Source organism: Mycobacterium sp. NGS45, from assembly GCF_059812645.1.
In genome coordinates this window covers 88936-110477 of sequence record NZ_JCALDB010000011.1, presented here as the reverse complement: position 1 = coordinate 110477, position 21542 = coordinate 88936, and the positions used below count along the sequence as shown (strand labels likewise).

At 67.3% G+C, this 21542-nt stretch carries 20 protein-coding genes and 2 tRNA genes; 13 read left to right on the top strand and 9 right to left on the bottom strand.

The features are described 5' to 3' along the window. Positions 1-12: 12 nt before the first annotated feature. Positions 13-1218 carry a sensor domain-containing protein gene (locus AC5Y3P_RS12275; protein ID WP_500046168.1) on the bottom strand — a complete coding sequence of 402 codons (1206 nt, stop codon included), beginning with the start codon at positions 1216-1218 and terminating at the stop codon, positions 13-15. 139 nt (positions 1219-1357) lie between these two features. On the opposite strand from AC5Y3P_RS12275, the gene AC5Y3P_RS12270 reads away from it, so the two are divergent. The 3 genes from AC5Y3P_RS12270 to AC5Y3P_RS12260 all read left to right on the top strand — a co-directional run bounded on the left by AC5Y3P_RS12270 (position 1358) and on the right by AC5Y3P_RS12260 (position 2779). Beyond that, positions 1358-2005, top strand: coding sequence for an HNH endonuclease (locus AC5Y3P_RS12270; RefSeq protein WP_500046167.1), 648 nt, complete (start codon positions 1358-1360; stop codon positions 2003-2005). Positions 2006-2070: 65 nt separating this feature from the next. Then, positions 2071-2310: an aa3-type cytochrome oxidase subunit CtaJ gene (ctaJ, locus tag AC5Y3P_RS12265; RefSeq protein WP_500046166.1), complete on the top strand. Its 240-nt coding sequence runs from the start codon at positions 2071-2073 to the stop codon at positions 2308-2310. Beyond that, complete coding sequence (locus AC5Y3P_RS12260) at positions 2297-2779, top strand: DUF5130 domain-containing protein (RefSeq protein ID WP_500046165.1); 483 nt, start codon at positions 2297-2299, stop codon at positions 2777-2779. Before ctaJ ends, AC5Y3P_RS12260 begins: the two co-directional genes overlap by 14 nt. A 59-nt stretch (positions 2780-2838) precedes the next feature. Here AC5Y3P_RS12260 and pepN read toward each other — a convergent pair whose 3' ends face one another. Beyond that, entirely contained in the window at positions 2839-5427 is a 2589-nt protein-coding gene (pepN, locus tag AC5Y3P_RS12255; protein ID WP_500046164.1) for an aminopeptidase N, read from the bottom strand. Positions 5428-5554: 127 nt separating this feature from the next. Here pepN and AC5Y3P_RS12250 point away from each other — a divergent pair, with 127 nt between their 5' ends. From AC5Y3P_RS12250 to AC5Y3P_RS12225, 6 genes are all read left to right on the top strand, one after another. After that, complete coding sequence (locus tag AC5Y3P_RS12250; protein WP_500046163.1) at positions 5555-6163, top strand: mycothiol-dependent nitroreductase Rv2466c family protein; 609 nt, start codon at positions 5555-5557, stop codon at positions 6161-6163. A gap of 178 nt (positions 6164-6341) precedes the next feature. Continuing rightward, positions 6342-6806 (top strand): hypothetical protein, encoded by a 465-nt coding sequence (locus AC5Y3P_RS12245; RefSeq protein ID WP_500046162.1) that lies wholly within the window; start codon positions 6342-6344, stop codon positions 6804-6806. A gap of 234 nt (positions 6807-7040) precedes the next feature. Then, positions 7041-7925: an oxygenase MpaB family protein gene (locus tag AC5Y3P_RS12240; RefSeq protein WP_500046161.1), complete on the top strand. Its 885-nt coding sequence runs from the start codon at positions 7041-7043 to the stop codon at positions 7923-7925. Positions 7926-8001: 76 nt separating this feature from the next. Beyond that, the gene (locus AC5Y3P_RS12235; RefSeq protein ID WP_500046160.1) at positions 8002-8475 is read left to right on the top strand and encodes a ribose-5-phosphate isomerase; all 474 of its coding nucleotides are present in this window, start codon (positions 8002-8004) and stop codon (positions 8473-8475) included. Between the two features lie 8 nt (positions 8476-8483). Further along, positions 8484-9281, top strand: coding sequence for an Fpg/Nei family DNA glycosylase (locus AC5Y3P_RS12230; RefSeq protein WP_500046159.1), 798 nt, complete (start codon positions 8484-8486; stop codon positions 9279-9281). Between the two features lie 47 nt (positions 9282-9328). Further along, entirely contained in the window at positions 9329-11023 is a 1695-nt protein-coding gene (locus tag AC5Y3P_RS12225) for a cation:proton antiporter (protein WP_500046158.1), read from the top strand. Between the two features lie 19 nt (positions 11024-11042). Here the strand turns inward: AC5Y3P_RS12225 and AC5Y3P_RS12220 are convergent, their stop codons facing one another. The 5 genes from AC5Y3P_RS12220 to AC5Y3P_RS12200 all read right to left on the bottom strand — a co-directional run bounded on the left by AC5Y3P_RS12220 (position 11043) and on the right by AC5Y3P_RS12200 (position 15981). Next, on the bottom strand, positions 11043-11846 hold the full coding sequence (locus AC5Y3P_RS12220) for a DUF1542 domain-containing protein (RefSeq protein ID WP_500046157.1): 804 nt from the start codon (positions 11844-11846) through the stop codon (positions 11043-11045). Between the two features lie 30 nt (positions 11847-11876). Then, the gene (locus AC5Y3P_RS12215) at positions 11877-13088 is read right to left on the bottom strand and encodes a serine hydrolase domain-containing protein (RefSeq protein WP_500046156.1); all 1212 of its coding nucleotides are present in this window, start codon (positions 13086-13088) and stop codon (positions 11877-11879) included. 126 nt (positions 13089-13214) lie between these two features. Then, the gene (locus tag AC5Y3P_RS12210; RefSeq protein ID WP_500046155.1) at positions 13215-13463 is read right to left on the bottom strand and encodes a hypothetical protein; all 249 of its coding nucleotides are present in this window, start codon (positions 13461-13463) and stop codon (positions 13215-13217) included. 60 nt (positions 13464-13523) lie between these two features. Beyond that, positions 13524-15329, bottom strand: coding sequence for a molybdopterin-dependent oxidoreductase (locus AC5Y3P_RS12205; protein ID WP_500046154.1), 1806 nt, complete (start codon positions 15327-15329; stop codon positions 13524-13526). 379 nt (positions 15330-15708) lie between these two features. Beyond that, entirely contained in the window at positions 15709-15981 is a 273-nt protein-coding gene (locus AC5Y3P_RS12200; protein WP_500046236.1) for a hypothetical protein, read from the bottom strand. Positions 15982-16287: 306 nt separating this feature from the next. On the opposite strand from AC5Y3P_RS12200, the gene AC5Y3P_RS12195 reads away from it, so the two are divergent. Together AC5Y3P_RS12195 and AC5Y3P_RS12190 are read left to right on the top strand one after the other, a co-directional pair. Beyond that, complete coding sequence (locus AC5Y3P_RS12195; protein WP_500046153.1) at positions 16288-16515, top strand: hypothetical protein; 228 nt, start codon at positions 16288-16290, stop codon at positions 16513-16515. 62 nt (positions 16516-16577) lie between these two features. Further along, positions 16578-17597, top strand: coding sequence for a patatin-like phospholipase family protein (locus AC5Y3P_RS12190; RefSeq protein WP_500046152.1), 1020 nt, complete (start codon positions 16578-16580; stop codon positions 17595-17597). Positions 17598-17936: 339 nt separating this feature from the next. Here the strand turns inward: AC5Y3P_RS12190 and AC5Y3P_RS12185 are convergent, their stop codons facing one another. Further along, a complete protein-coding gene (locus AC5Y3P_RS12185) occupies positions 17937-19580 on the bottom strand; it encodes a serine/threonine-protein kinase (RefSeq protein WP_500046151.1) in 1644 nt (547 codons plus the stop codon). Positions 19581-19753: 173 nt separating this feature from the next. Then, a tRNA-Gly gene (locus AC5Y3P_RS12180) sits at positions 19754-19827 on the bottom strand. 139 nt (positions 19828-19966) lie between these two features. On the opposite strand from AC5Y3P_RS12180, the gene AC5Y3P_RS12175 reads away from it, so the two are divergent. Beyond that, positions 19967-20043: transfer RNA gene (locus AC5Y3P_RS12175), tRNA-Pro, on the top strand. Positions 20044-20101: 58 nt separating this feature from the next. Then, positions 20102-21502 (top strand): trigger factor, encoded by a 1401-nt coding sequence (gene tig, locus AC5Y3P_RS12170; protein ID WP_500046150.1) that lies wholly within the window; start codon positions 20102-20104, stop codon positions 21500-21502. The last annotated feature ends 40 nt before the right edge of the window (positions 21503-21542 follow it).

Sequence of the window (21542 nt, the reverse complement as noted above, 5' to 3'; positions counted from 1 at the left end):
CCCCGATCGGGCTCAGTCCGGAATTCGGGCCAGCATCTCCGCGACCATCCGGTCCGGGCCGGCGCCGATCTGCTTGGCGATCACACCGATGTCGATCACCACGTTGTTCTTCACCGCCAGGATGCGGGCCTGCGGCAGGTCCAGCGAGCCGCCGCGGCCGTCGGCGCTGCGCAGCGAGATGACGGTGTTGCGCACGCTGACCCGATCCGACTCGGCGATCGGGGTGCCCACCTGCCAACTCAGCGAAGACCCGCTGGCACCCGAGCTGGTCACCCGTTGATCGGCGCACTGCACCCACTGCCGGGTGGCGCGGGTCAACACCTCGGTCGCGGCGGCGGCGTCGGAGTACGACGACACCACCTGTTCGACGGCGGTGGCGGTGCTCGAATCGCCGTAGAACGCGCGCTCGATCCCGGTCGGTTTGCTGCCCTCGTAGGTCTCGGAACTGCCGCTGACCGCGCCCGCGCATTCGGCCGGGTCCACGGTGTCGGGCTCGCTGGCGGTGGAGCCCTGCGAACTCGGGGGTGTGGTCTGGTCCTTGAGCCCCGGCGCGTCGAGGATGTTGCTGGCTTCCGGGACCGACAGCATCAGCCTGGGCAGCTCACCCGGACGCACCCCGTCCGGTTCGGACGGGGTGGTGGGCGCGGCCGACGGCAGCGTGAGCTCCGGTGCGCCGGGCTCGGACGCCGTCGTGCTCGTCGGCGACGACGACGGAATCACCGCCCAGACCACCAGGCCGATCACGGCCAGCAGGGTGAAGGCATAGGACAGGGTCAGGCCGACCAGGGCGCGGTCGCGTCCGTGTTCGCCGCGGCGCCGGATCTGTTCGAGCGCCACGTGCCCGAGCACCGCGCCCACCGGTGCGAACAGGAAGGCGAACACCACCGACAGGGTCGCGTTGGTGTTGGCCTCCGAGGACGGATATTCCAGCACCGGCGGCTGCTGGGGGTAGCCCGGCGGGGGACCGGCCGGATAGCCGGGCTGCGGCGAACCGCCGGTGGGGTAACCGGGTGCGGGACCGCCGGGATACCCGGGCACCGGACCGCTGGCGGGATACCCGGGCACCGGACCGCTGGCGTCGGGATACCCGGGGTAGCTGGGCGGGGGAGTCCCGGCGTTCGGGTAGCCGGCCGGTGACCCCGCAGGTCCCGGATAGTACGGCTGGCCCTGCGGATACTGCGGATCGTTCGGCCCGGGGCCGTAACCGCCGTAGGTCATCCCATCTCCCGCCAAGTGCGCTTGACTCCAAGCTAGTCCACATCGGTCAACCGGTGTTCACCGGAACGACCAGCGAACTCACCGCAAATAGCCGTGCGATGGCGGCCGATCCATGGTGGACTGTCTCGCGGAGGACCACATGGTGCAGCGGAAAAATCGCATCAACCGAGTCGGCCCGCGAGGTGCGTCGGGCCGAGGACGACCGGCGCCGCTGCACAGTGTCGCCGTCGCGCCACCGGTTTCGGCACGTCCAGAGGCCACCTCGCTGTGGGGCCGGCGACGGGTGTTGTTGCTGAACTCCACCTACGAGCCGTTGACCGCGCTGCCGCTGCGCCGGGCCATCGTGATGGTGCTGTGCGGCAAAGCCGACGTGGTGCACGACGACCCGTCCGGACCGGTCATCCACTCGGCCACCCACACCATCGTGGTGCCGTCGGTGATCCGGCTGCGCAGCTACGTCCGGGTGCCCTACCGGGCCCGGATCCCGATGACCCGGGCCGCGCTCATGCACCGGGACCGGTTTCGCTGCGCGTACTGCGGGAACAAGGCCGACACCGTCGACCACGTGGTGCCGCGCAGCCGCGGCGGTGAACACACCTGGGAGAACTGCGTGGCGTGTTGTTCGACCTGCAACCACCGCAAGGCCGACAAGCTGCTCGCCGAACTCGGCTGGACGTTGCGGTTGGCGCCGTTGCCGCCCAAGGGGCAGCACTGGCGGCTGCTGGCGACGGTCAAGGAACTCGACCCGGCGTGGGTGCGCTACCTCGGTGGTGAGGGCGCGGCCTGACGGCTTTTCTGATGTTGTCGTGCCCTTGGGCCGACTTCGCTGGGCGGCTGCGATAGGTTAGGCGCGTGAGTGAAACCGCGATCATCCATTCGGTGCTGGGGGGAGTCCCCCTCGCCTTGTTCGTCGTGTTGTTCCTCTTGACCATGACCAAGAAGAACCCGCACCCGGCGTCCTACCAGCTGCCTGACCGGTGGACCTACGGGCCCATCCTGTGGGCCGCCGTCGATGAGAAGGTCGGTGCCCCCGGGCACGGCCATGGACACGCCGAGTTCACCGTGGGAGGTGGCGCAAGTGGCAAGTGGTGAGCACACGACCGTAGCTACCACGCTGGTCGATCCGGACAGCCTGCCGTACGGCTGGGCGATCACCTCGAGCGGCCGACTCTCCGGCGTCACCGAGCCCGGTGAGCTGTCCGAGGACTTCCCGTTCTCGATCAAGGACCGGGTGCTGCTCGACGACACCCTGAAGTACGGTTCGCGCGATTCCAAGGCCCGCTTCGCGGTCTACATCGGAGACCTGGGCGCCGACCCGGCCGCCGAGGCCCGCAAGATCCTGGCCAAGGTGCCCACCCCCAACGACGCTGTGCTGATTGCGGTTTCGCCGGATCAGCATGCGGTCGAGGTGGTCTACGGCGCCGGTGTGGCCAATCGCGGCGCCGAGTCGGCTGCCCCGCTGGGTGTTTCGGCAGCGGCCGCGTCGTTCAAGGAAGGCAACCTGATCGACGGTCTGGTCAGCGCGGTCCGCGTGATGAGCGCGGCGATCTCCCGGCCGTAATCCAGTTATCCCGAAAGCCGCCTGTTCGCACCCGAACAGGCGGCTTTCGGCGTTCTCGGTCAGGCCGAGTCGAAGTGGCGGGCGCGCAGCGAACGCACGATCCCGGCGCGGCCCTCGACCACCAGCCGGCGCAGCGCCGACGGCAGCTCCGGATCCGACAGGAACCGGTCGGCCGCCGCCACCGCCGCATCGCTGATATCCGACGACGGGTACAGCCCGATCACCACGGTCTGCGCCACCTCGCTGGAACGCCGGTCCCACACCCCGCGCACCGCCTCGAAGTAGCGCTGCGTGTACGGCGCCAGCAGCTCGGCCTGTCCGGGTGCGTTGAACCCGGCGATGATCGAGCGCGCGGTGATGTTGGCCAGCGTGTCGTCCTCGACCACCTGCTGCCAGGCGGCGTGCTTGACGTCGGGCTGCGGCCGGGCGGCCGAGGCGGCCGCAGCGTTGCGCTGACCGGCGGCGGTGTTGTCGCGCGCGGCTTCGGCGTCGATGAACGGGGTGGCCGGCCCATCGGCGTCGACGTGGCCGGCACCGGCCAGCGCGGTCACGATGCGCCAGCGCAGGTCGGTGTCGACCACCAAGCCTGGGAGGCCCGAATCGGCCGGGTCGGAGTCCAGCAGGTTGGCCAGCGCCGCGACGTGCCCAGTGGAGAGCACCGAGCTGCACAGTGCGTTGACGAACGCCAGCTGGTGATCCGACCCGGGCGCGGCGCCGCGGGCCAATTCCAGCAGCCGGTCGGCAAACGCCGGCCAGCCCTTGGTGCGCGCCCATTCGGGTTCGGCATAGGAACCCAACGCGGTCTGGGCCTGCAGCAGCAGCCGCTGCGCCACGCCGACCTCGGTCTCGGCGCCGATGCCGGCGCTGACCAGGGCCACGAAGTCGCGGGTCCGCAGCTCGGCCTCGCGGGTCATCTCCCAGGCCGCGCTCCAGGCCATCGTGCGGGGCAGCGGCTCGGCGATGTCGGCGATCCGGGTCAGCAGGGTCTGCAGCGAGTCCGGGTCCAGCCGCAGCGAGCAGTAGGTCAGGTCGTCGTCGTTGACCAGGATCAACTTGCCGCGCGAAACCCCGCGCAGGGCAGGCACGTCGGTTGACGGGCCCTCGACGTCGAGCTCCTCGCGGTGCACCCGGACCAGCTTGCCGGTGGCTGGGTCGTCGTCGTAGATGCCGACGGCCAGCCGGTGCACCCGGGTTTCACCGGCGCCTGGGGTGGCGCCGTCCTGCAGCACCGCGAACCGGGTGAAGGTGCCGTCGGCGTCGACGTCGAAGTCGGCGCGCAAGGTGTTCAGACCGGTGGTCTTGAGCCATTGCTGGCCCCAGTCGCTCAGGTCGCGCCCGGACGACTTTTCCAGTGCACCAAGCAGATCGGCGAACGTGGCGTTGTCGTAGGCGTGCTCGCGGAAGTAGTCACGCAGCCCGGACAGGAACGGCTCCAGGCCCACGTAGGCAACCAGTTGCTTGAGCACACTGGCGCCCTTGGCGTAGGTGATGCCGTCGAAGTTGACCTCCACGGCATGCAGATCGGGGATCTCGGCGGCGACCGGATGCGTCGAGGGCAGCTGATCCTGGCGGTAGGCCCAGGACTTCTCGACGTTGGCGAACGTGGTCCACGCGGTGTCGTATTCGGTGGCCTCGGCCTGGCACAGCACCGAGGCGAACGTCGCGAAGGATTCGTTGAGCCACAGGTCATCCCACCAGCGCATGGTGACCAGATCGCCGAACCACATGTGCGCCATCTCGTGCAACACCGTCTCGGCGCGCCGCTCATAGGAGTAGCGGGTCACCTTCGACCGGAAGACGTAGTCCTCCAGGAACGTCACCGCGCCGGCGTTCTCCATCGCCCCGGCGTTGAACTCCGGCACGAACAACTGGTCGTACTTGCCGAACGCGTACGGGATGCCGAAGTTCTTGTGATAGAAGCCGAAGCCCTGCTTGGTTTCGGTGAAAAGCCGTTCGGCGTCCATGAATTCGGCCAGCGAGGCCCGGCAGACCAGACCCAGCGGGATTTCGCCGTGCTCATCGACATAGCTGTCTCGCCACACCGCGTACGGACCGGCGATCAGCGCCACCAGGTAGGTGCTCATCTTCGGGGTGGTGACGAAGACATGCTTGGTGGCTGCGCCGTCGCGCTCCGCGCTGGCCGTGGCGCCGTTGGAGATCACTTGCCAGTGGGTCGGCGCGGTGACGGTCAGGTCGTAGGTGGCCTTCAAATCCGGCTGATCGAAGCAGGCGAACATCCGCTTGGCATCAGCGGTTTCGAACTGCGAGTACAGGTAGACCTCGCCGTCGACCGGGTCGACGAAGCGGTGCAGACCCTCGCCGGTGTTGGAGTAGCGGCAGTCGGCGTCGACCACTACGGTGTTGCGTTTGGCCAGCCCCTGCAGTGGGATGCCGGTGGACTCGTCATAGCCGGAGACGTCGATCGGGCGGCCGTTGAGGGTGGCGCTACGGATGGCCTCGGCGGCCAGGTCCAGGTAGCTGTCCGCACCGGGCAGCGCGTCGAACTCGACCGTGGTCACCGAACGGAACGTGCGCTCCCCGGGGGCGCCGTTGCCGTCGGTCAGATCGAGGTCGATGCGGTAGTTGTCGACGGTGACCAGGGCTGCGCGTTCGACGGCCTGGATCTGGGTCAGATTGGGAAGTGCCACGCCTGCTCACACTAGTCGGATCGTGGGGGAGTGCCCGGAGTAGCGTCGGGCAGAGCAGCACCCGGGAACAGAGCCTGCGCTCATCCGGTTGCTCCGGAGTGCAGACTGCCTACGACGAGAGGACCCCATGGCCGAGAAGGACGCCGCCGACTTCTGGTTCGACCCGCTGTGCCCGTGGTGCTGGATCACCTCGCGCTGGATCCTCGAGGTGGAGAAGGTCCGCGACATCGAGGTGAACTTTCATGTGATGAGCCTGGCGGTGCTCAACGAGGGCCGTGACCTGCCCGAGGAATACCAGGAGCGGATGAAGCAGGCCTGGGGTCCGGTGCGGGTGGCGATTGCCGCCGAGGCTGCCCGGGGGCCGGAGATCCTGCGGCCGCTCTACACCGCAATGGGCACCCGGATCCACAACCAGGGCAACCAGGATTTCGACGACGTCATCGCCGGGTCGCTGGCCGAGGTCGGATTGCCGGCCGATTTGGCCGCCGCGGCCACCTCCGAGCAGTACGACGAAGCGCTGCGCAAGAGCCACCACGAGGGCATGGACGCCGTCGGCGACGACGTCGGCACCCCGACCATTCACGTCAACGGTGTCGCGTTCTTCGGCCCGGTGCTGTCCCGGATCCCGCGCGGCGAAGAGGCCGGCAAGCTGTGGGACGCCTCGGTGATCTTCGCGTCCTATCCGCACTTCTGGGAGCTCAAGCGCAGCCGCACCGAGGGACCCGAGTTCGACTGAGCCCACACAGCGCCGCAGCCGGCAGGATTGAACCCAGCGCGCAACGGTATGACGGGGAAAGGCGGCCATGACGCATCCAGCCAACGGGTCCGGCGCCGGCGACCAAGCTCGGGGACCGATCGGGGCCCCACCCGCCTGGTCGCCGATACCACCGAAACAGCGCAACCTTGCCGTTCCGTTGGCCATCGCCGTCACCGCGCTGATCGCATTGGTTGTCGGCGGGATCGTCGGGGCCGCCCTGCGCGGAACGGGGGCGCAACCGGCGCCACAAGGTGAACCGGTTGCCGACGTGCCGGCGGCGCCGACGCTCGACACCGAAGCGCCCTCGGCCGCCGAAGTGCACTCCCAAGATGTCGAGCTGTGCACCAAGTACGCCATCATCAACGCCGCGACGCCGAAGGACGACAAGTCGGCACTGGAACTTCTTCCCGGCGCGACAGCTTTACAGAATGCTCTGGCTGAGAACCCGCACGCCAGCACCCGGGTCCGGGTGGCCCTCACCGATGTCGTCTCGGTGTACTACGCCCGGATGAGCGCCTACGGCAAGGTTCGAGAACGAGGGCTGGCAGTTCCGCCGCCGTACGACATTGCGGTCGCGCAGGCAGCCCACGACGAAGCCTGGGCCGTATGCGGGCTCGACTGAGTAGCGGCAGGGGGTTGCGGTGGCGGCGGTAGGTAATCCGGGTGATGTGCCGAAGCCGACGGGACCCGCCGCGGCGCTGACTGCGAGCGGGTTCTTGGAGCGTTGACAACCCGGTCGGGTGCGCGCACAATCTGACAACAATGGTTTTCAGATAGCGAGGTCACCGTGAGCGTGCCGATTCGAAGCCGGATGCAGCCGATCGCCCCGCGTCGCGGGAGGCGCACACCTCGGCACTTGCGGGATCTGTTGACGCTGGTCGGCCTGATCAACCCGGTGGCCAACATCATCATGCAGCTGTCGCTGCCGCCGGTCGGCCACGGTGTCAGCGAGAGCCGCGTGCAGTCCGGCAGTCCGCGCCGGTACCCATTGAAGCGGGCTCGCACCACGGGCCAATACCTGGCGCTTTCGGTGCTCGGCAGTGACGAGGACCGCGCGGTCATGCGCAGCGCGGTCGCCGAGGTGCACAAGGCGGTGCACTCCGAGGACGACAGCCCGGTCCGCTACAGCGGCAACAGCCGCGAACTGCAGGTCTGGGTCGCGATGTGCCTATTCAAGTTCTATCTCGACCAGTACACCTTCCTGTACGGGCCGCTGGACGAGGACACCCTCGACGCATTGACCCGCGCCGCCGAACCATTGGCCACCGGCGTCAACTGCGCACCGTCGGACTGGCCGCAGACCTGGGCGGAGTACACCGCGCGCTGGCAGGCCACCCTGCCCGAGCTGCGTATCGATCCGGTGGTGCGCCAGGAGTTCGTGACGCTGTCCAACCTGACCTTCGTCGGGGAAGCCTGGGGCCCAATCGGTTACGCGCTGGCCCGGCTGCCGGGCCCGTTCTATCAGTTCCTCACCAAGGCCACGCTGCCGCCGGAGTTCCGCGAACTGATGGGTTGGAGCTGGACCGATGCCGACCAACGCAAGTTCGACCGGGTGCTGGCGCTGCTGCGCCGGATCGACCCGCTGATCAATCCGGTGGCCTTCCAGCTGGCCTACCGACTGCAGGTAGCGGACTTCCGGCTGCGGCGCCGGCTTGGGCTGCCGGTGATGGGCAACCTCAAGGTCAGCGAAACCCGGATCCGGGACGGCGGCGGTCGACGTTGGCTGGCGCGCGGCGCTTGAGATCGGTGTAGCAGGCCGAACTCTGAGCGCCCGGCAGCCGCCGGGGTGCCGCAGCAGACGCAGTAGGGTAACCGGCATGCGCGTCTACCTCGGTGCCGATCACGCCGGATACGAACTCAAGCAGGCCATCCTCGAGCACTTGCAGTCCACCGGCCACGAACCGGTCGATTGCGGGGCCTTCGCCTACGACGCCGAGGACGACTACCCGGCGTTCTGCATCGCCGCGGCCGCCAAGACCGTTGCCGACCCGGGCAGCCTGGGCATCGTGCTGGGCGGTTCGGGCAACGGTGAGCAGATCGCGGCCAACAAGGTGCCCGGCGCCCGCTGCGCGCTGGCCTGGAGCGTCGAGACCGCCAAACTGGCCCGTGAGCACAACAACGCCCAACTGATCGGGATCGGCGGCCGGATGCACAGCACCGAAGAGGCGCTGGCCATCGTCGACGCGTTCCTGGCCACCCCGTGGTCACAGGCCGACCGGCACCAGCGCCGGATCGACATCCTGGCCGAGTACGAGCGCACCCACGACGCACCGGCAGTGCCCGGCGCCTAACTGCTTCCGTGCCTGAAGGCCATACCCTGCACCGACTGGCGCGGCTGCATCAGCGCCGGTACGGCCGGCGCCCGGTGCGCGTCGGCAGTCCGCAGGGCCGGTTCAGCCAGGGCGCGGCGTTGCTCGACGGCCGAGTGTTGCGCAGCGCCGACGCGTGGGGCAAGCACCTGTTCCACCACTACGACGGCGGCCACGTCGTACACATCCATCTCGGCATCTACGGCACCTTCACCGAGTTCCGGACCAACGACATCCCCGACCCGGTCGGCCAGGTACGGATGCGGATGATCGGCGCCGAGTACGGCACCGACCTGCGCGGCCCGACTCGCTGCGAGGTGATCGACGAGGCGCAGGTACCCGAGGTGGTGGCCCGCCTCGGTCCCGACCCGCTGCGCCCGGACGCCGACCCGGACCTGGCCTGGGCACGAATCGTCAAGTCCCGCCGCACGATTGCCGCACTGCTGATGGACCAGTCGGTGCTGGCCGGAGTCGGCAACGTGTACCGCAGCGAGGTGCTGTTCCGGCACGGCATCGACCCGTTCCGGCCCGGCACGTCGATCACCGCCGACGAGTTCGCCGCGCTGTGGAGCGATCTGGTGGCGCTGATGAAGGTCGGGGTGCGGGCCGGCAAGATCATCGTGATCCGGCCCGAAGACGACCACGGTGCCCCCGCCTACGGTCCCGGCCGGCCCCGCACCTACGTCTACCGCCGCGCCGGCGAAGCCTGCCGGCTCTGCGGTACACCGGTGCTGACCAAGGTGCTGGAAGGCCGCAACCTGTTCTGGTGTCCGAGCTGTCAGGTGTGATGCATTCGGGTCACGCCCGGCGCCGGTGTTGCTGAAAGAATCGACGAATGGAATTGATCCTCGTCGTCGTCGGCGCCATCGTGGTCACCGCCATCGCGCAGCGACGGGGGCTGGAACCGGCGCTGATCATCGTGCTGGTCGGCATCGCAGTGTCGTTCATGCCGGATTTCGAGCCGCCGGAACTGGATTCGCACATCCTGCTGACGGTGGTGCTGCCACCGCTGCTGTATTCGGCGGCGCTGAACTTCTCCTACCCGACCTTCCTGCGCAACATCCGGCCGATCCTCGGGCTCGGTGTCGGGCTGGTGGTGGTCACCGCGTTCGCCGTTGCTGCAGTGTCCTCGTGGCTGGTCGTGGTGCCGCTGAGCTTCGGGGTGGCGTTGGTGCTCGGCGCGATCGTGGCCCCGCCGGACGCGGTGACCGCCGTCGCGGTGGGCCGCAAACTGGGCCTGCCCAAGCGGGTGATGGCGATCCTGACCGGGGAGAGTCTGATCAACGACGCGGCAGCGCTGACCCTGTTCAGCATCGCCGTCGCGCAGGTGGCCGGCACCCAGACGTTCATCGACAATCCGTTCCTGTTGTTCGGGTACGGCGCGGTGGTCGGGCCGCTGGTCGGCGCGGCGCTGGGCTTCATCACCTTGTGGCTGCGCAAACGGCTCGACAATCCGGGGTTGGAAACCGTGCAGGGGTTGCTGGTGCCGTTCGCGGCGTTCATCGCGGCCGAGCAGTTGCACGCATCTGGGGTGTTGGCCGTGGTGGTCGCGGGCTTCGTGGTCGGCAACGGGGCGCTCGGTTCGGGCTATCAGACCCGGCTGCAGGAGCGGTACGTGTGGAACTCGCTGGACGTGTTACTCGAGGCCTTCGTCTTCGCCTACATCGGGTTGCACCTGCGGTTCGTGTTGGAAGACCTGCACGAGGCGCACGAATCGCTGGCCGTCGTGGCGGTTTCCTCGCTGATCGTGTTGGTCCTGGTGATGTTCATCCGGCCGCTGTCGGTGTTCTTGATCTTTGCGCCCAACAAACTGGTCCGCCATGTCGGATCCCGCCTGAACGGCACCACATCCGACGACGGATCCCCGCCCGAAACCGTGGTGCCGGCCGACGATCCGCGGCCGCGGGCCAAGTGGCGATCCCGCGTCGACCGGCGCCGGTTGTCCTGGCGGGAGAACGTCGTGGTGTCCTGGACCGGGATGCGCGGGGTGGTCACCCTGGCCGCCGCGGCCGCCATCCCGGCGACCACCGCGACCGGCGAACCGTTCCCCGAACGCGCCAGCATCCAGGCGATCGCGTTCGTGGTCAGCGTCGGCACCCTGCTGATCCAGGGCGCGAGCCTGCCGTGGCTGATCCGGAAACTGCAGCTGTCCAGGTTCTCCGACGATCACGCCTTCGACCGCGGTGAGGAACTCAAGGCCGAGCAGGTGGCACATGCGGCTGCCAAACGGGTGATCGGGGAGTTCCGAGCGAACCCGCCGCGCGGGATGAACCCGGCCGTCGTCGAGAACATGCTGGCCACCATCGCCCGGCAGTCGCAGGACGCCGACGAGATGCCCGACCCGGAGGCGCCGACCAAGCTGGCCGGAACCTACTCGCGGGTCTATCGCGAGGTGCTGAGCGCGCAGCGGGCGGCGTTGATCGACGAACTGGCGGCCGGCAACATCGAGGACGAAGCCGTGCGCGGCATGCTCGAACGCCTCGATCTGCAGGAAGCCGGCGTCTCGGCGCGCCTGGACAGCCGGCTCTGACCCCCGGCGGCGGTACGGATCAGAAGTCGAAACCGCCGAAGTCGAAGCCACCGCCGTCGAAACCGCCGCCGTCGAAGCCACCGCCGTCGAATCCGCCGCCGTCCTCGAAGCCACCGCCGTCGAACCCGCCACCGGCGTCCAGGCCCTGGTCGAAGCCCTGGTCGAAGCCGGAGCCGTAGCCACTTTCGAAGGCCTGCGCGTCGTAGCCGACACCTGACATGCCGGAGAACATCGCGTCGAACAGCAGCACCGAGCCCAGGCCCCAGGCGCCCGCGACCAGTGCGGGCTTCCACCACGGTTCGGAGTACCACCCGGCCGGCACCGGCCGGCCGGCCACCCGGCCGCCGGGGTAGTAGTTCGGAGTGCGCTGCGACGGCGTCGGCGAAGCTTCGATCTCGCGGCCCTCGACCTGCACGCGCCGGTCCTCGGTGACGGTGCCGGCGGACTTCTGCCCGGCCAGCGATTCGAGCTCGGGGCCGGGGTCCATGCCCATCGCGACCCGGGCGGCGCGCACGTAGTACATGCCTTCCAACGCGCTTTCCTTGGCCAGCATGGCCTGCCGGGCGGTGGTGGCCTGGTCGATCTGCGAGGACGCCGCGGTGTAGCGCTCCGAGGCATCGGCCATCGCCTGCTTGGAAGCCTCGTCGGTGCCACTGAGGTTGAGCACTTGGCCGCCGAGTCGCTCGATCACCCGGCGCGCATCGGCCTTGGCGTCGGCCAGGGAATTTGCGTTGCGCTGCTCAGAGGCGCGTGATGAAGTGACGACGGCGAAGGCAATCGCCGCAACCACGAGCAGGATCAAGAGCACCAGCACGCCATTCATTCCCCCAGACTACCTAGGGATCGGGTGCGTTCAGCCGAGAGCAGAACCGGCCGAGGATCGCACGCCGAGCGCGGCGTACACCTGGTCGGACAGGGCGGTGGAGCGCGGGTCGGCGTTGCACTTGGTGGCGTCGAAGTAGTTCATCACGTAGGCGTAACCGATCCGGTGCTCGAGGTCGGCGAATGCATAGGACCCGCCCGAGCCGCCGTGGCCGAAGATCAGCGGGTTTGGCCCGGCCACCCGGCGTTGGTTGAGCATGTAACCCAAACCCCAGCCGTGGTCGGCGACCCGCGCCCCGAGTACCACGTCTGCGTCGAAACCGCCCTGGGACAAGCGAACTCGCTGCATGTGTTCGTGGCTGAGCAACTTCTCGTTGGCCACCGCGTTGTAGAACGTGGCCATCCCCAGAGCCGAGACGTGCGCGTTGGTACTGGGGAACTCCGCGGCGCGCCAGGCAGTCAGGTCGTGCACCCCGAGTTCGTCGTCGGGCACGAAGTCCATCGACACCGCCCAACCGGCCATCGGGTGGTCGGCCAACGAGGTGGGGGTGCGATCGACTCCGGCGTTGGCCAACACCTCGCGCACCGACGGTTTGTTGACCATCTCCGCGCAGCGGTGATGCTCGTAGTGGGGCAGACCGATGTGCACGTCGGCGCCCAGCGGTTCGGCGATCTCGGCGCGCAGATACTGGCCCAGAGTGCGTCCGGTGACCCGGCGCACCACCTCACCGAGGATGAAACCGAAGGTCACCACCTGGTAGCCCTGGGCGCTGCCCGGCGGCCACCACGGCTCGGCGGCCGCGATCCGCTGGCACACCCGGTCCCAGTCGCCGACCTCACGCCAGTGCATCGGGGTCCGGGGTCCGATCACGCCGGACCGGTGCGCGAGCACCATCGCCAGAGTGATCGACTCCTTGCCGGCCTGACCGAACTCCGGCCAGTACCGGGCCACCGGGGCCGCCAGGTCGAGTTCGCCGCGGTCGGCCAACAGGTGCACGCAGGTGCTCAACAAGCCCTTGCTGCCGGAGAACACGCTGGCCAATGTGTTCTGCCGCCACCGGCGTCGGCGCGCGGCGTCGGCGTGCCCGCCGCACAGATCGACCACCAGTTCGCCGTCCACCCAGACCGCCACGGCAGCGCCCACTTCGGTGCGTTCGGTGAAGTTGCGTGCGAAAGCGTCCCGGACGCCGGAGAATTCGGGCGCGCAGCGACCACCGATCTCGATGCTGGGCTGGTTGCTCACCGGGCCTCCTGAACGGGGTGCGTCAACGCGCATCTGATGACGCGCCCGTCCCGACGATGCTAGGGGCGGCCCGGCCCGGTGCCGAGAGTTGTGCCGGATCGTTACCAGGTCGGCATGCTTCGGCGATCACCAGATCCAAGGGAAGTAGCCGTACGCGCCGTACATCGGATAGAAGCTGGACGGGTTGGGCGTCGCATAGATCTGGGTGTTTCCCGGCGACGTGCACTTACTGCTGACGACGGTGGTCGTGCACTGCGGGGCGTCGGCCACCGATACCGCCGGCGCCGGGCCGGAAGCGGCGGCCGCCACGGGTGCCAGGGGCAGCGCGGCGGCACCTGCCGTCAATAATGCTGCGGCAATTCTTCGAATCCTCACTTCAGAACCTCCAATGGCCTTGCGGCCGTCCATATTCAGTTGTGTGGTAGCTGGTTTCAGCTAGATCGGCATTCGGTAGCCGAAGTATTCGTGGTCTTCGTTGTAGCCGCCGTGTCCCCAGCCGACGTCCCGGAAGCTCGCCACGAACTCGATCGCGGCGATCCACTTCACCTGCTTGAAACCCAATTCCAGCTCGTTGCGCAGGCGCAGTGGGGCGCCGTGTCGAACAGTCAGTGGCGCCCGGTTCATCTCATAGGCGAGTAACGCTTGTGGTTCGCGCATGTGCTCGATCTTGTGGCAATCGTAGTAGCGACCAGAGCCGGGTTCGGGGCCGTCGGCCAGGGAATAGAACACCACCCAACGTGCGGTCGGTAGGGGCGCGACGATGTCCAGGATGTCGCTCATCCGAACCCCGGCCCACTGCGCGATCCCGGACCAACCTTGGATGCAGTAGTGCTGGGTGATTTGTTCGTGCTTGGGCAGCGATAGCAGGTCGGCATATGACAGCGTGCACGGGTTGTGCACCAAGCCTTCGATGCGCAGTTCGTAGTCGGCCCAGCTGGATTCCAGCATTCGGCGGTACTCGGGTGAGTCCGGCTCCTTGCCATTGGCCCACAGTTGCGGAGTGATGTCCCGCTCGCTGTACTGCGCCGTGGGGTGGGTGCGCTCCATCAGGTCCTTCGCCCAGCCCACCACGAAGCGACCGGTCTTCTGCACGGCCCGCGGATAGCGCATGGTCAGTGGCGACGCTGCCAACCAGAGCGCCACGAAAACCGTTGCGGCCAGCCCGAAGATGGCCACTCCCTGATAGGAGGCGGAGTCGGTGCCGGTCGTCATGTGGTTCAGATTGCGTGCCGCGCCGGTGATCAACACCATCGAGACGTGGCTGACCACAAAGATCAGCATCCAGACCAGGACGCCGAAGTGCACGGAGCGAGCGACTTGACGGTTCAGCAGGCCGCGACCGGTGCCCAGCCGCGTCGCCACGGCAGGTGCTTGCAGCAGCCCGGTGAGCAGCGCGAGCGGGGCCGCGACGAAGACCGTCACGAAGTAGGTGAGCATCTGCAGCCCGTTGTAGCTGACGAACCCGTTGTTGGTCGGAAAGTCCAGGGATGCATACTGAATCGCAGCGGAGAATGCGTTGGGGAACACCGACCAGGATTGCGGCACGATCCTGCGCCACTGATCGGTACTCAATAGCAGCACGTAGAACAGCGCACCGTTGATCAGCCACAACAGGTCGAAGCTGAAATGCCACCAACGTGCCAACCCGATGGAATGCCGGAATCCGGGTATCCCCAACCACTTCGGTAGTGCCACCGCGTCGTCCTTTGAGGTCCAGGTCGGGGATGGGTCGTCCGCGCCGAAGCGGTTGGCCGGCACTGCACCGCGCAGCCGCAACCACTCCGTGCCGGGCCGGCAGCCCGAATTCAGATACAGCCGTGGATGATCGGCCAGCACCTGCAAACCGGACCGGATGATGAACATCATGAAGACGACGTTGAACAGGTGCTGCCAGCGTAGCCAGACCGGGAATCCGGAGTGCACGGGCGGGGCGAAACTATCGGATGTGCCGGGATATTCGGCGATGAAACTCTGCATCCATTCGTAACCGCGTAACTCCTGCGCGACGGCGATGGTGATCAGTAATGCGACCGCGGACATCGGAATCAGCCAGGCAACGGAGAACCAGGTCCGGCCGATCCGCACCGTGGGCAACCGGGCCGGAACCTGGGGGATACCCCCGGCGAACTCGGAGAGTTCGATCCGCTCGTCTCGCGTGCGCTTCGGCGGATGTGGGTCCAGCAGAGCGCCCAGCGGCGCCGATGCCGACGGCGCTGTGGCCCGATTTCGGCCATCGGCCATGTGTTCACCACCCTTCGCGGTTTGGATGCGCAGATCCTGCGTGCGTCGCGCTCGCTGGGTGGACAACCGGACGTAGACACGACGTCCTGACTCCATGCAACGCCGCCAGTCTGAACTGCGGCTGGGTGCAAACTGGTAGCCGGCTGAAGATCGCGCCGACCTGCCTGCCTTCAGTTCGAGTCAGTGTCCAATGCGGTGTCGAAGATGTGACGAGTGGGTAGTCCGACCGGATGAGTAAACACAGTGCGAACGGCCCCGACCGGGCCGCCGACGATGAAGTCAGTGACCCGGCCAAGGGTGCCGGGGACCGTTCCGATTGGACTGATGAAGGTGGGGCGACGCCGCAGGGCCCGGCTAGCGACGTCGACGATGGCTGAGGTCAGACCAGCGGTGCTTCGCTGATCTTGCTGTCCGGGGTGCCGATGGTCTGGCAGAACGTCTGCACCGCGACCCGAGTGGCGTCGAGTTCGAGGTTCGCCGGCTCGTTCTTGCCCTTGTCTTCGAGCATCTTGGTGATGGTTTCGTTCTGCTCCTTCTCGTCAGCCGAGGAGAAGTCCGAGCACTTGGTGTCGCCGCCCTGATTGATCACTGCTGACGAGCAACCCGTCATCAGTGCAATTGCTGCCAGCCCCGACACTGCGATCATCTGCATGCGTTTCATGCGGTCATATGTTGCCCGCTGACGCGTTGGTCAAACCTAGATTTGCCGAAAGGGTTGGCTGCTCGGTCGCCGAACCGTCCTGGAACGGCCCTCAGCCGAGCAGCGTCTCGGTGGCAGCCCGGGCCGCGCTGGCGGCGATCTCGTCCCCGGTGATGGCGGCGGTGACGATCGCACCTTCGGCCAGCAGGCGCACCGGCTCGGCGGGCGCGTCGGTGGCGGCTGCGACCCACCCGGCAAGCTGTTCGTGGAACTACCGGCGCAAGCGTCGCCGACCTGGCCGACGGGGATGAGTCGACGATGGCCGCGCTGACCCGCTGCGGCTACGAACCCCGCCGCGACGGTGCCGACATCGTGCTCGCAAACTGCCCCTTTCACGCCCTCGCCCAGCAGCACACCGACCTGGTGTGTGGCATGAACCTCGAATTGATCGAAGGTTTGCTCGACGGTGCCGGCTGCACCAGCCGGCGCGCTCGCCTCGCTCCCCGCGAACGGCACTGCTGCGTCCGGCTCGAACCCGCCCCTTAGCGAGCGGTGTCGCCGCGACGTCGATCACCTCGCCAGACTGCCGAACGATAGGAAACCCCGTCATGACCACCGCGTTCGTGCTCTCCGGCGGCGCCAGCCTCGGGTCGGTTCAGGTCGGGATGCTCGGGGCGCTCGCCGAGTTGGGCATCGTGCCCGATCTACTGATCGGCACCTCCGCGGGAGCGCTGAACGCCGCCTACCTCGCCGGGCGTGGTTTTAGCCCCGATTCGGTCAACGATCTGGCCACGGTGTGGCGATCGCTGCGTACCCGAGATGTATTCCAGCCCGACGCTTTACGCCTCGCGGAAACTGTCTTGGGCCGCAGCACCGCACTGTTCAGTGATCGCGGTCTGCGCACCTTGGTCGACCATCAGCTGACCTTCGCCAGGATCGAAGATGCCGGGATCCCCCTGGAAGTGGTGGCCACCGATCTGCTCACCGGCGCCGAAGTCGTGCTCACCGAGGGTTCGTCCATCGAGGCAGTCCTGGCCAGCAGCGCCATCCCGGCGATGCTGCCATCGGTGAGTTGGGGGACACGGACTCTCGTCGACGGCGGTCTCGCCGACAACACCGCGATTTCCCGGGCCGTTTCCGCTCAGGCCACGACGATCTACGTCCTGCCGTGCGGCTACCCGTGCGCGCGGACCAAGCCGCCACGGTCGGCATTGGGCACCGTCTTGCAAGCGATGTCCTTGCTCGTCCACCAACGCCTGATCCACGACATCGCGCTGTACAACCCGGTCGCGGAACTGATCGTGGTGCCACCACCCTGCCCATTGTCGGTCGCGCCGACCGACTTCCGCCAGGGCGCCGAACTCATCAGCCGCGCGCACGCGGCCGCGGCAGCCTTCCTGGCCATCGACGGCGGCCGACGGGAGGGTCCCGTCGCGCACCTCGGCATGCACACACATGTCTCCCCGGAGGCACGCAGCGCGCACGTCTCGTTGAGCACCGGCGACGTCGGCAAGCCCGATGTTCAGGTGTCAGGCCTGCAGGATGATCTTGAGCGCCTTGGTCTCGGCAGCCCCGCTCGAAGGTGTCGTAGGCGTCGAGGATGTCAGTCAGGGCGAACCGATGGCTGATGAACCCGGCGACGTCGAGCTTCTTCTGCGTGAGCAGCTTTATCAGCATGGCCGAGCTGTCGGTGTTGACCAACCCGCTGGTGATGGTCCGGTTGTCGATCCAGACCCGCTCCACGGGAACTGCACGGGCGTACCGTGCACGCCGGCGTTGGCGACGTGCCCACTCGGACGCACGACAGACAATGCCATGTCCCAGGTGACCGGTAGGCCAACGGGTTCGATCGACACATGGGGTTAGCGGCGTTCTTGCATCGCTCGGGTGAGCGGCTCGTAGTCGCCGTTGATAATGTCGGCGGTCGGCGGAACCAAAGGATGCTGGCCGGTGGCTCAACGAGTTGATCAATCGAGCGCCGGATGCCGCTGCTCGCGCCGCGTTCCGTACGCGTCGAACCCCCAGCAGATCAGGCATGACGCCAAGAACACCGATAGGACTACCGCTGGCGTCGTGCGCCACAGCAACAAGGCGGCCAGCATCGTCGTCGGAAGCAGCCCAATAATCCACATGCGATTGCGTCGACGGGCGATTCCCCACGCCGCCACGAACCCGATCATCGCAAGGGCGCAGCAGACCCAGAAGCCGAAGGTGACGGCGTTATAGGTGTAAGCCTCTGCACCTTCCCCGACGGTCCGCACTTCGCGGAAGACTCGATAGCCGATTTGGATGAGCATTACCGCCGATACGGCCAGAATTGGTGCCCACAGTCTGCGTTTGGCGTCCCGCGCGAGCAAGATCACCGACACCACCAGACATATCTGGCCGACAAACTCGCAACCGGCACTGATGACGTCGCCGAATGTGATCTCGCCGTAAGCAAGTGTCGATGGCGGGAAAGGCCCCAGATATTGGTGTTGAAGCCAGTAGAGGTGGTATTGCCCCGACCCGTAGCGGGCGGATAGGAAATGCACGATCACGCTCAAGGCGAATAGACCACCATTGACGAGTATCTGCTGGCGCGGCGACAGTCGTCGAACGATTGAGCGGTCCGCGGCTACCGACGCGGCGACTTGCGGTGACGCAGGGCCCGGTCGCGGCTCGGGGGCGGCGACTGTTGGCCGCTCCGCTGGGGGCAGCGGTCGTTGCGGCGCGTAAAGCATTGGCGGAGCAGTCGGCTCAGGATTTCGCTGCGGGACGTAGGGTGGTCTCGGCGGCGGGGTTGTAGGCAGTTCCACTGCGGTGGCATCGCGGGCGGCTTCGGCAAACGCCATCACCGTCTGGAAACGATCGGCGGGGTCCTTGGCCATGCCCTTGGCGATCACGTCGTCGAACGCCGGGCTCAAACCGGCCATGATCGTCGACGGCTTCGGAGGCGGCTTCGTGAGATGGGCGGCGATCTGGCGCTGCATGGTGGTACCGGGAAATGGCAGCTGACTGGTGAGGCACTCGTACAGCACACATGTCAGCGCGTAGATATCGGCCTGCGGCCCACAGTCGTTGGTCTCGAACCGCTCCGGTGACATGTACGCGAACGTGCCGATCGCCATCCCCGTGTTGGTCATCCTCGTCTGATCCGACGCCCGTGCGATGCCGAAGTCGATCAGGTAGACGAAGTCCCGGGGCGTAACGAGAACATTTGACGGCTTGATGTCGCGGTGCACCAAGCTCGCCGCGTGGGCGGCGTCCAACGCCTCCGCCACCTGCTCGACCAGTCGCACTGCGCGAGCCGGCGGCAGCGGTCCGCCGTTTGATCGCAGAACATCACCCAGATCGCGGCCGTCGATGAGGCGCATGTCCACGAACAGGCGACCGTCAATCTCACCGTAGTCGTGGATCGGTACCACGTGCGGATCGTTCAAGCGTGCAGCTATCTCCGCCTCGCGCCGGAAGCGCTTCTGAAAGTCTTCGTCCTCGGCCGAATTCGGCAGTAGCACCTTGAGCGCGACTATGCGATTGGTGGCCGTGTCGTAGGCGCGCCAGACTTCGCCCATTCCCCCGCGGCCCAGCAAATCCTGCAGCCGGTATCGCCCGAACGGCGTCTCGTCCAACCCACCCCCCCGTTGTTAGGTAGGAGTCCACCATAGCGAGGTCTCGGCCAACGGCTCCTGCCTCCGGGGCAACAGGCGGCCCCATCGAACATGAGCTCCGCGTACGGGGCCGGATAGGGGACCGCGCGGGCCGTCGAACCGTTGTTCGACGGGCTCTGCGCTGCTGGTCCCTGTGGAGCGGGCGACGGGAATCGAACCCGCGTAGCTAGTTTGGAAGACTAGGGCTCTACCATTGAGCTACGCCCGCGTGTACTGCTCGATGCCAGACTGTACGGCCAGCTTGAGTTCAAATCCAATTCAGGCCGTCGCGTGTCCACAAGCGACTTGGCTGCGACGTGCCTGCAGGCCGTAGGATGCCGTGGGCTGTGCTCCAGCCTGCCGACATTCGGGGTGTAGCGCAGCTTGGTAGCGCATCCGCTTTGGGAGCGGAAGGTCGCAGGTTCAAATCCTGTCACCCCGACCAGAAGCACCACCTGCTTACTGCACGACCACCGCAAGCAACAGACATCCGAGGAGTACCCGTGAAGAGCACCGTCGAGCAACTGAGCCCCACCCGGGTCCGTCTGAACGTCGAGGTGCCGTTCGCCGAGCTCGAACCCGACTTCGATCGCGCGTTCAAGCAGCTCGCCCAGCAGGTGCGGCTGCCCGGTTTCCGGCCCGGCAAGGCCCCGCGCAAGCTGCTGGAGGCCCGGATCGGCCGCGGCGCGGTGCTCGAGCAGGTGGTCAACGACGCGCTGCCGACGCGCTACAGCCAGGCCGTCAGCGAGACCGACGTCAAGCCGCTGGGCCAGCCCGAGATCGACATCACCAAGCTCGAGGACGGCGAGGAACTGGTCTTCACCGCCGAGGTCGACGTGCGCCCGGAGATCACCCTGCCGGACCTGTCCACGATCAAGTTGACCGTGGATGCCATCGAGGTCGACGACGCCGACGTCGAGCAGGAACTGGATTCGCTGCGCGCGCGGTTCGGCACCCTCAAGGGTGTCGAGCGCCCGATCGCCGACGGTGACTTCGTCTCGATCGACCTGTCGGCCACCGTCGACGGCGAAGAGGTCGAGGACGCCAAGACCGAGGGCCTGTCCCACGAGGTGGGCTCCGGCCAGCTGATCGACGGTCTGGACGAGGCCCTGATCGGTACTTCCGAGGGCGAGTCCAAGACCTTCTCCACCAAGCTGGTCGCCGGCCCGCACGCGGGCTCGGACGCCGAGGTGACCGTGACCGTCAAGTCGGTCAAGGAGCGCGAGCTGCCCGAGGCCGACGACGAGTTCGCTCAGTTGGCCAGCGAGTTCGACACCATCGAGGAGCTCAAGGCCGACCTGCAGGATCAGGTCAAGCGGTTCAAGAGCATCCAGCAGGCCGAGAAGATCCGCGACGCCGCGATCGAAGCGCTGCTCGAGCAGGTGGAGGTGCCGCTGCCGGAGACCATCGTGCAGGCCCAGGTCGACGAGAACCTGCACAACGCCATCCACGGCCTCGATCACGACGAGTCGAAGCTGGACGCGCAGCTCGAGGAGCAGGGCAGCTCGCGCGAGGAGTTCGACGCCGAGGCCCGGACCAACGCCGAGAAGGCGATCAAGACCCAGCTGCTGATGGACGCCATCGCCGACGACCTGGACATCCAGGTCGGCCAGCAGGACATCACCGAGCGCCTGGTGCTGATGTCGCGTCAGTACGGCATCGAGCCCCAGCAGCTGATCCAGCTGCTGCAGCAGAACAACCAGCTGCCGGCCATGTACGCCGACGTGCGCCGCGGGCTGACCGTGGCTGCCGTGGTGGAGGCCGCCACCGTCACCGACAGCGACGGCAACGTGGTCGACACCTCGGAGTTCTTCGGCCGCGACCAGGCCGACGAGGGCGACGACGCGGTGGCCGACGCGGCTGATGACGCCGACGCCGACGCCGACGCCACCGACGACGAGTAACGCCCACAGCGAACGCGGGCCATCTGGGGGAGTGCTGGAC

Coding starts and splice junctions, on each gene's coding strand:
- AC5Y3P_RS12275 (WP_500046168.1), bottom strand. CDS start 1,218: ATGACCTACGGCGGTTACGGCCCCGGGCCGAACGATCCGCAGTATCCG.
- AC5Y3P_RS12270 (WP_500046167.1), top strand. CDS start 1,358: ATGGTGCAGCGGAAAAATCGCATCAACCGAGTCGGCCCGCGAGGTGCG.
- AC5Y3P_RS12250 (WP_500046163.1), top strand. CDS start 5,555: ATGGCCGAGAAGGACGCCGCCGACTTCTGGTTCGACCCGCTGTGCCCG.
- AC5Y3P_RS12235 (WP_500046160.1), top strand. CDS start 8,002: ATGCGCGTCTACCTCGGTGCCGATCACGCCGGATACGAACTCAAGCAG.
- AC5Y3P_RS12225 (WP_500046158.1), top strand. CDS start 9,329: ATGGAATTGATCCTCGTCGTCGTCGGCGCCATCGTGGTCACCGCCATC.
- AC5Y3P_RS12220 (WP_500046157.1), bottom strand. CDS start 11,846: ATGAATGGCGTGCTGGTGCTCTTGATCCTGCTCGTGGTTGCGGCGATT.
- AC5Y3P_RS12205 (WP_500046154.1), bottom strand. CDS start 15,329: ATGGCCGATGGCCGAAATCGGGCCACAGCGCCGTCGGCATCGGCGCCG.
- AC5Y3P_RS12200 (WP_500046236.1), bottom strand. CDS start 15,981: ATGCAGATGATCGCAGTGTCGGGGCTGGCAGCAATTGCACTGATGACG.
- AC5Y3P_RS12195 (WP_500046153.1), top strand. CDS start 16,288: ATGGCCGCGCTGACCCGCTGCGGCTACGAACCCCGCCGCGACGGTGCC.
- AC5Y3P_RS12190 (WP_500046152.1), top strand. CDS start 16,578: ATGACCACCGCGTTCGTGCTCTCCGGCGGCGCCAGCCTCGGGTCGGTT.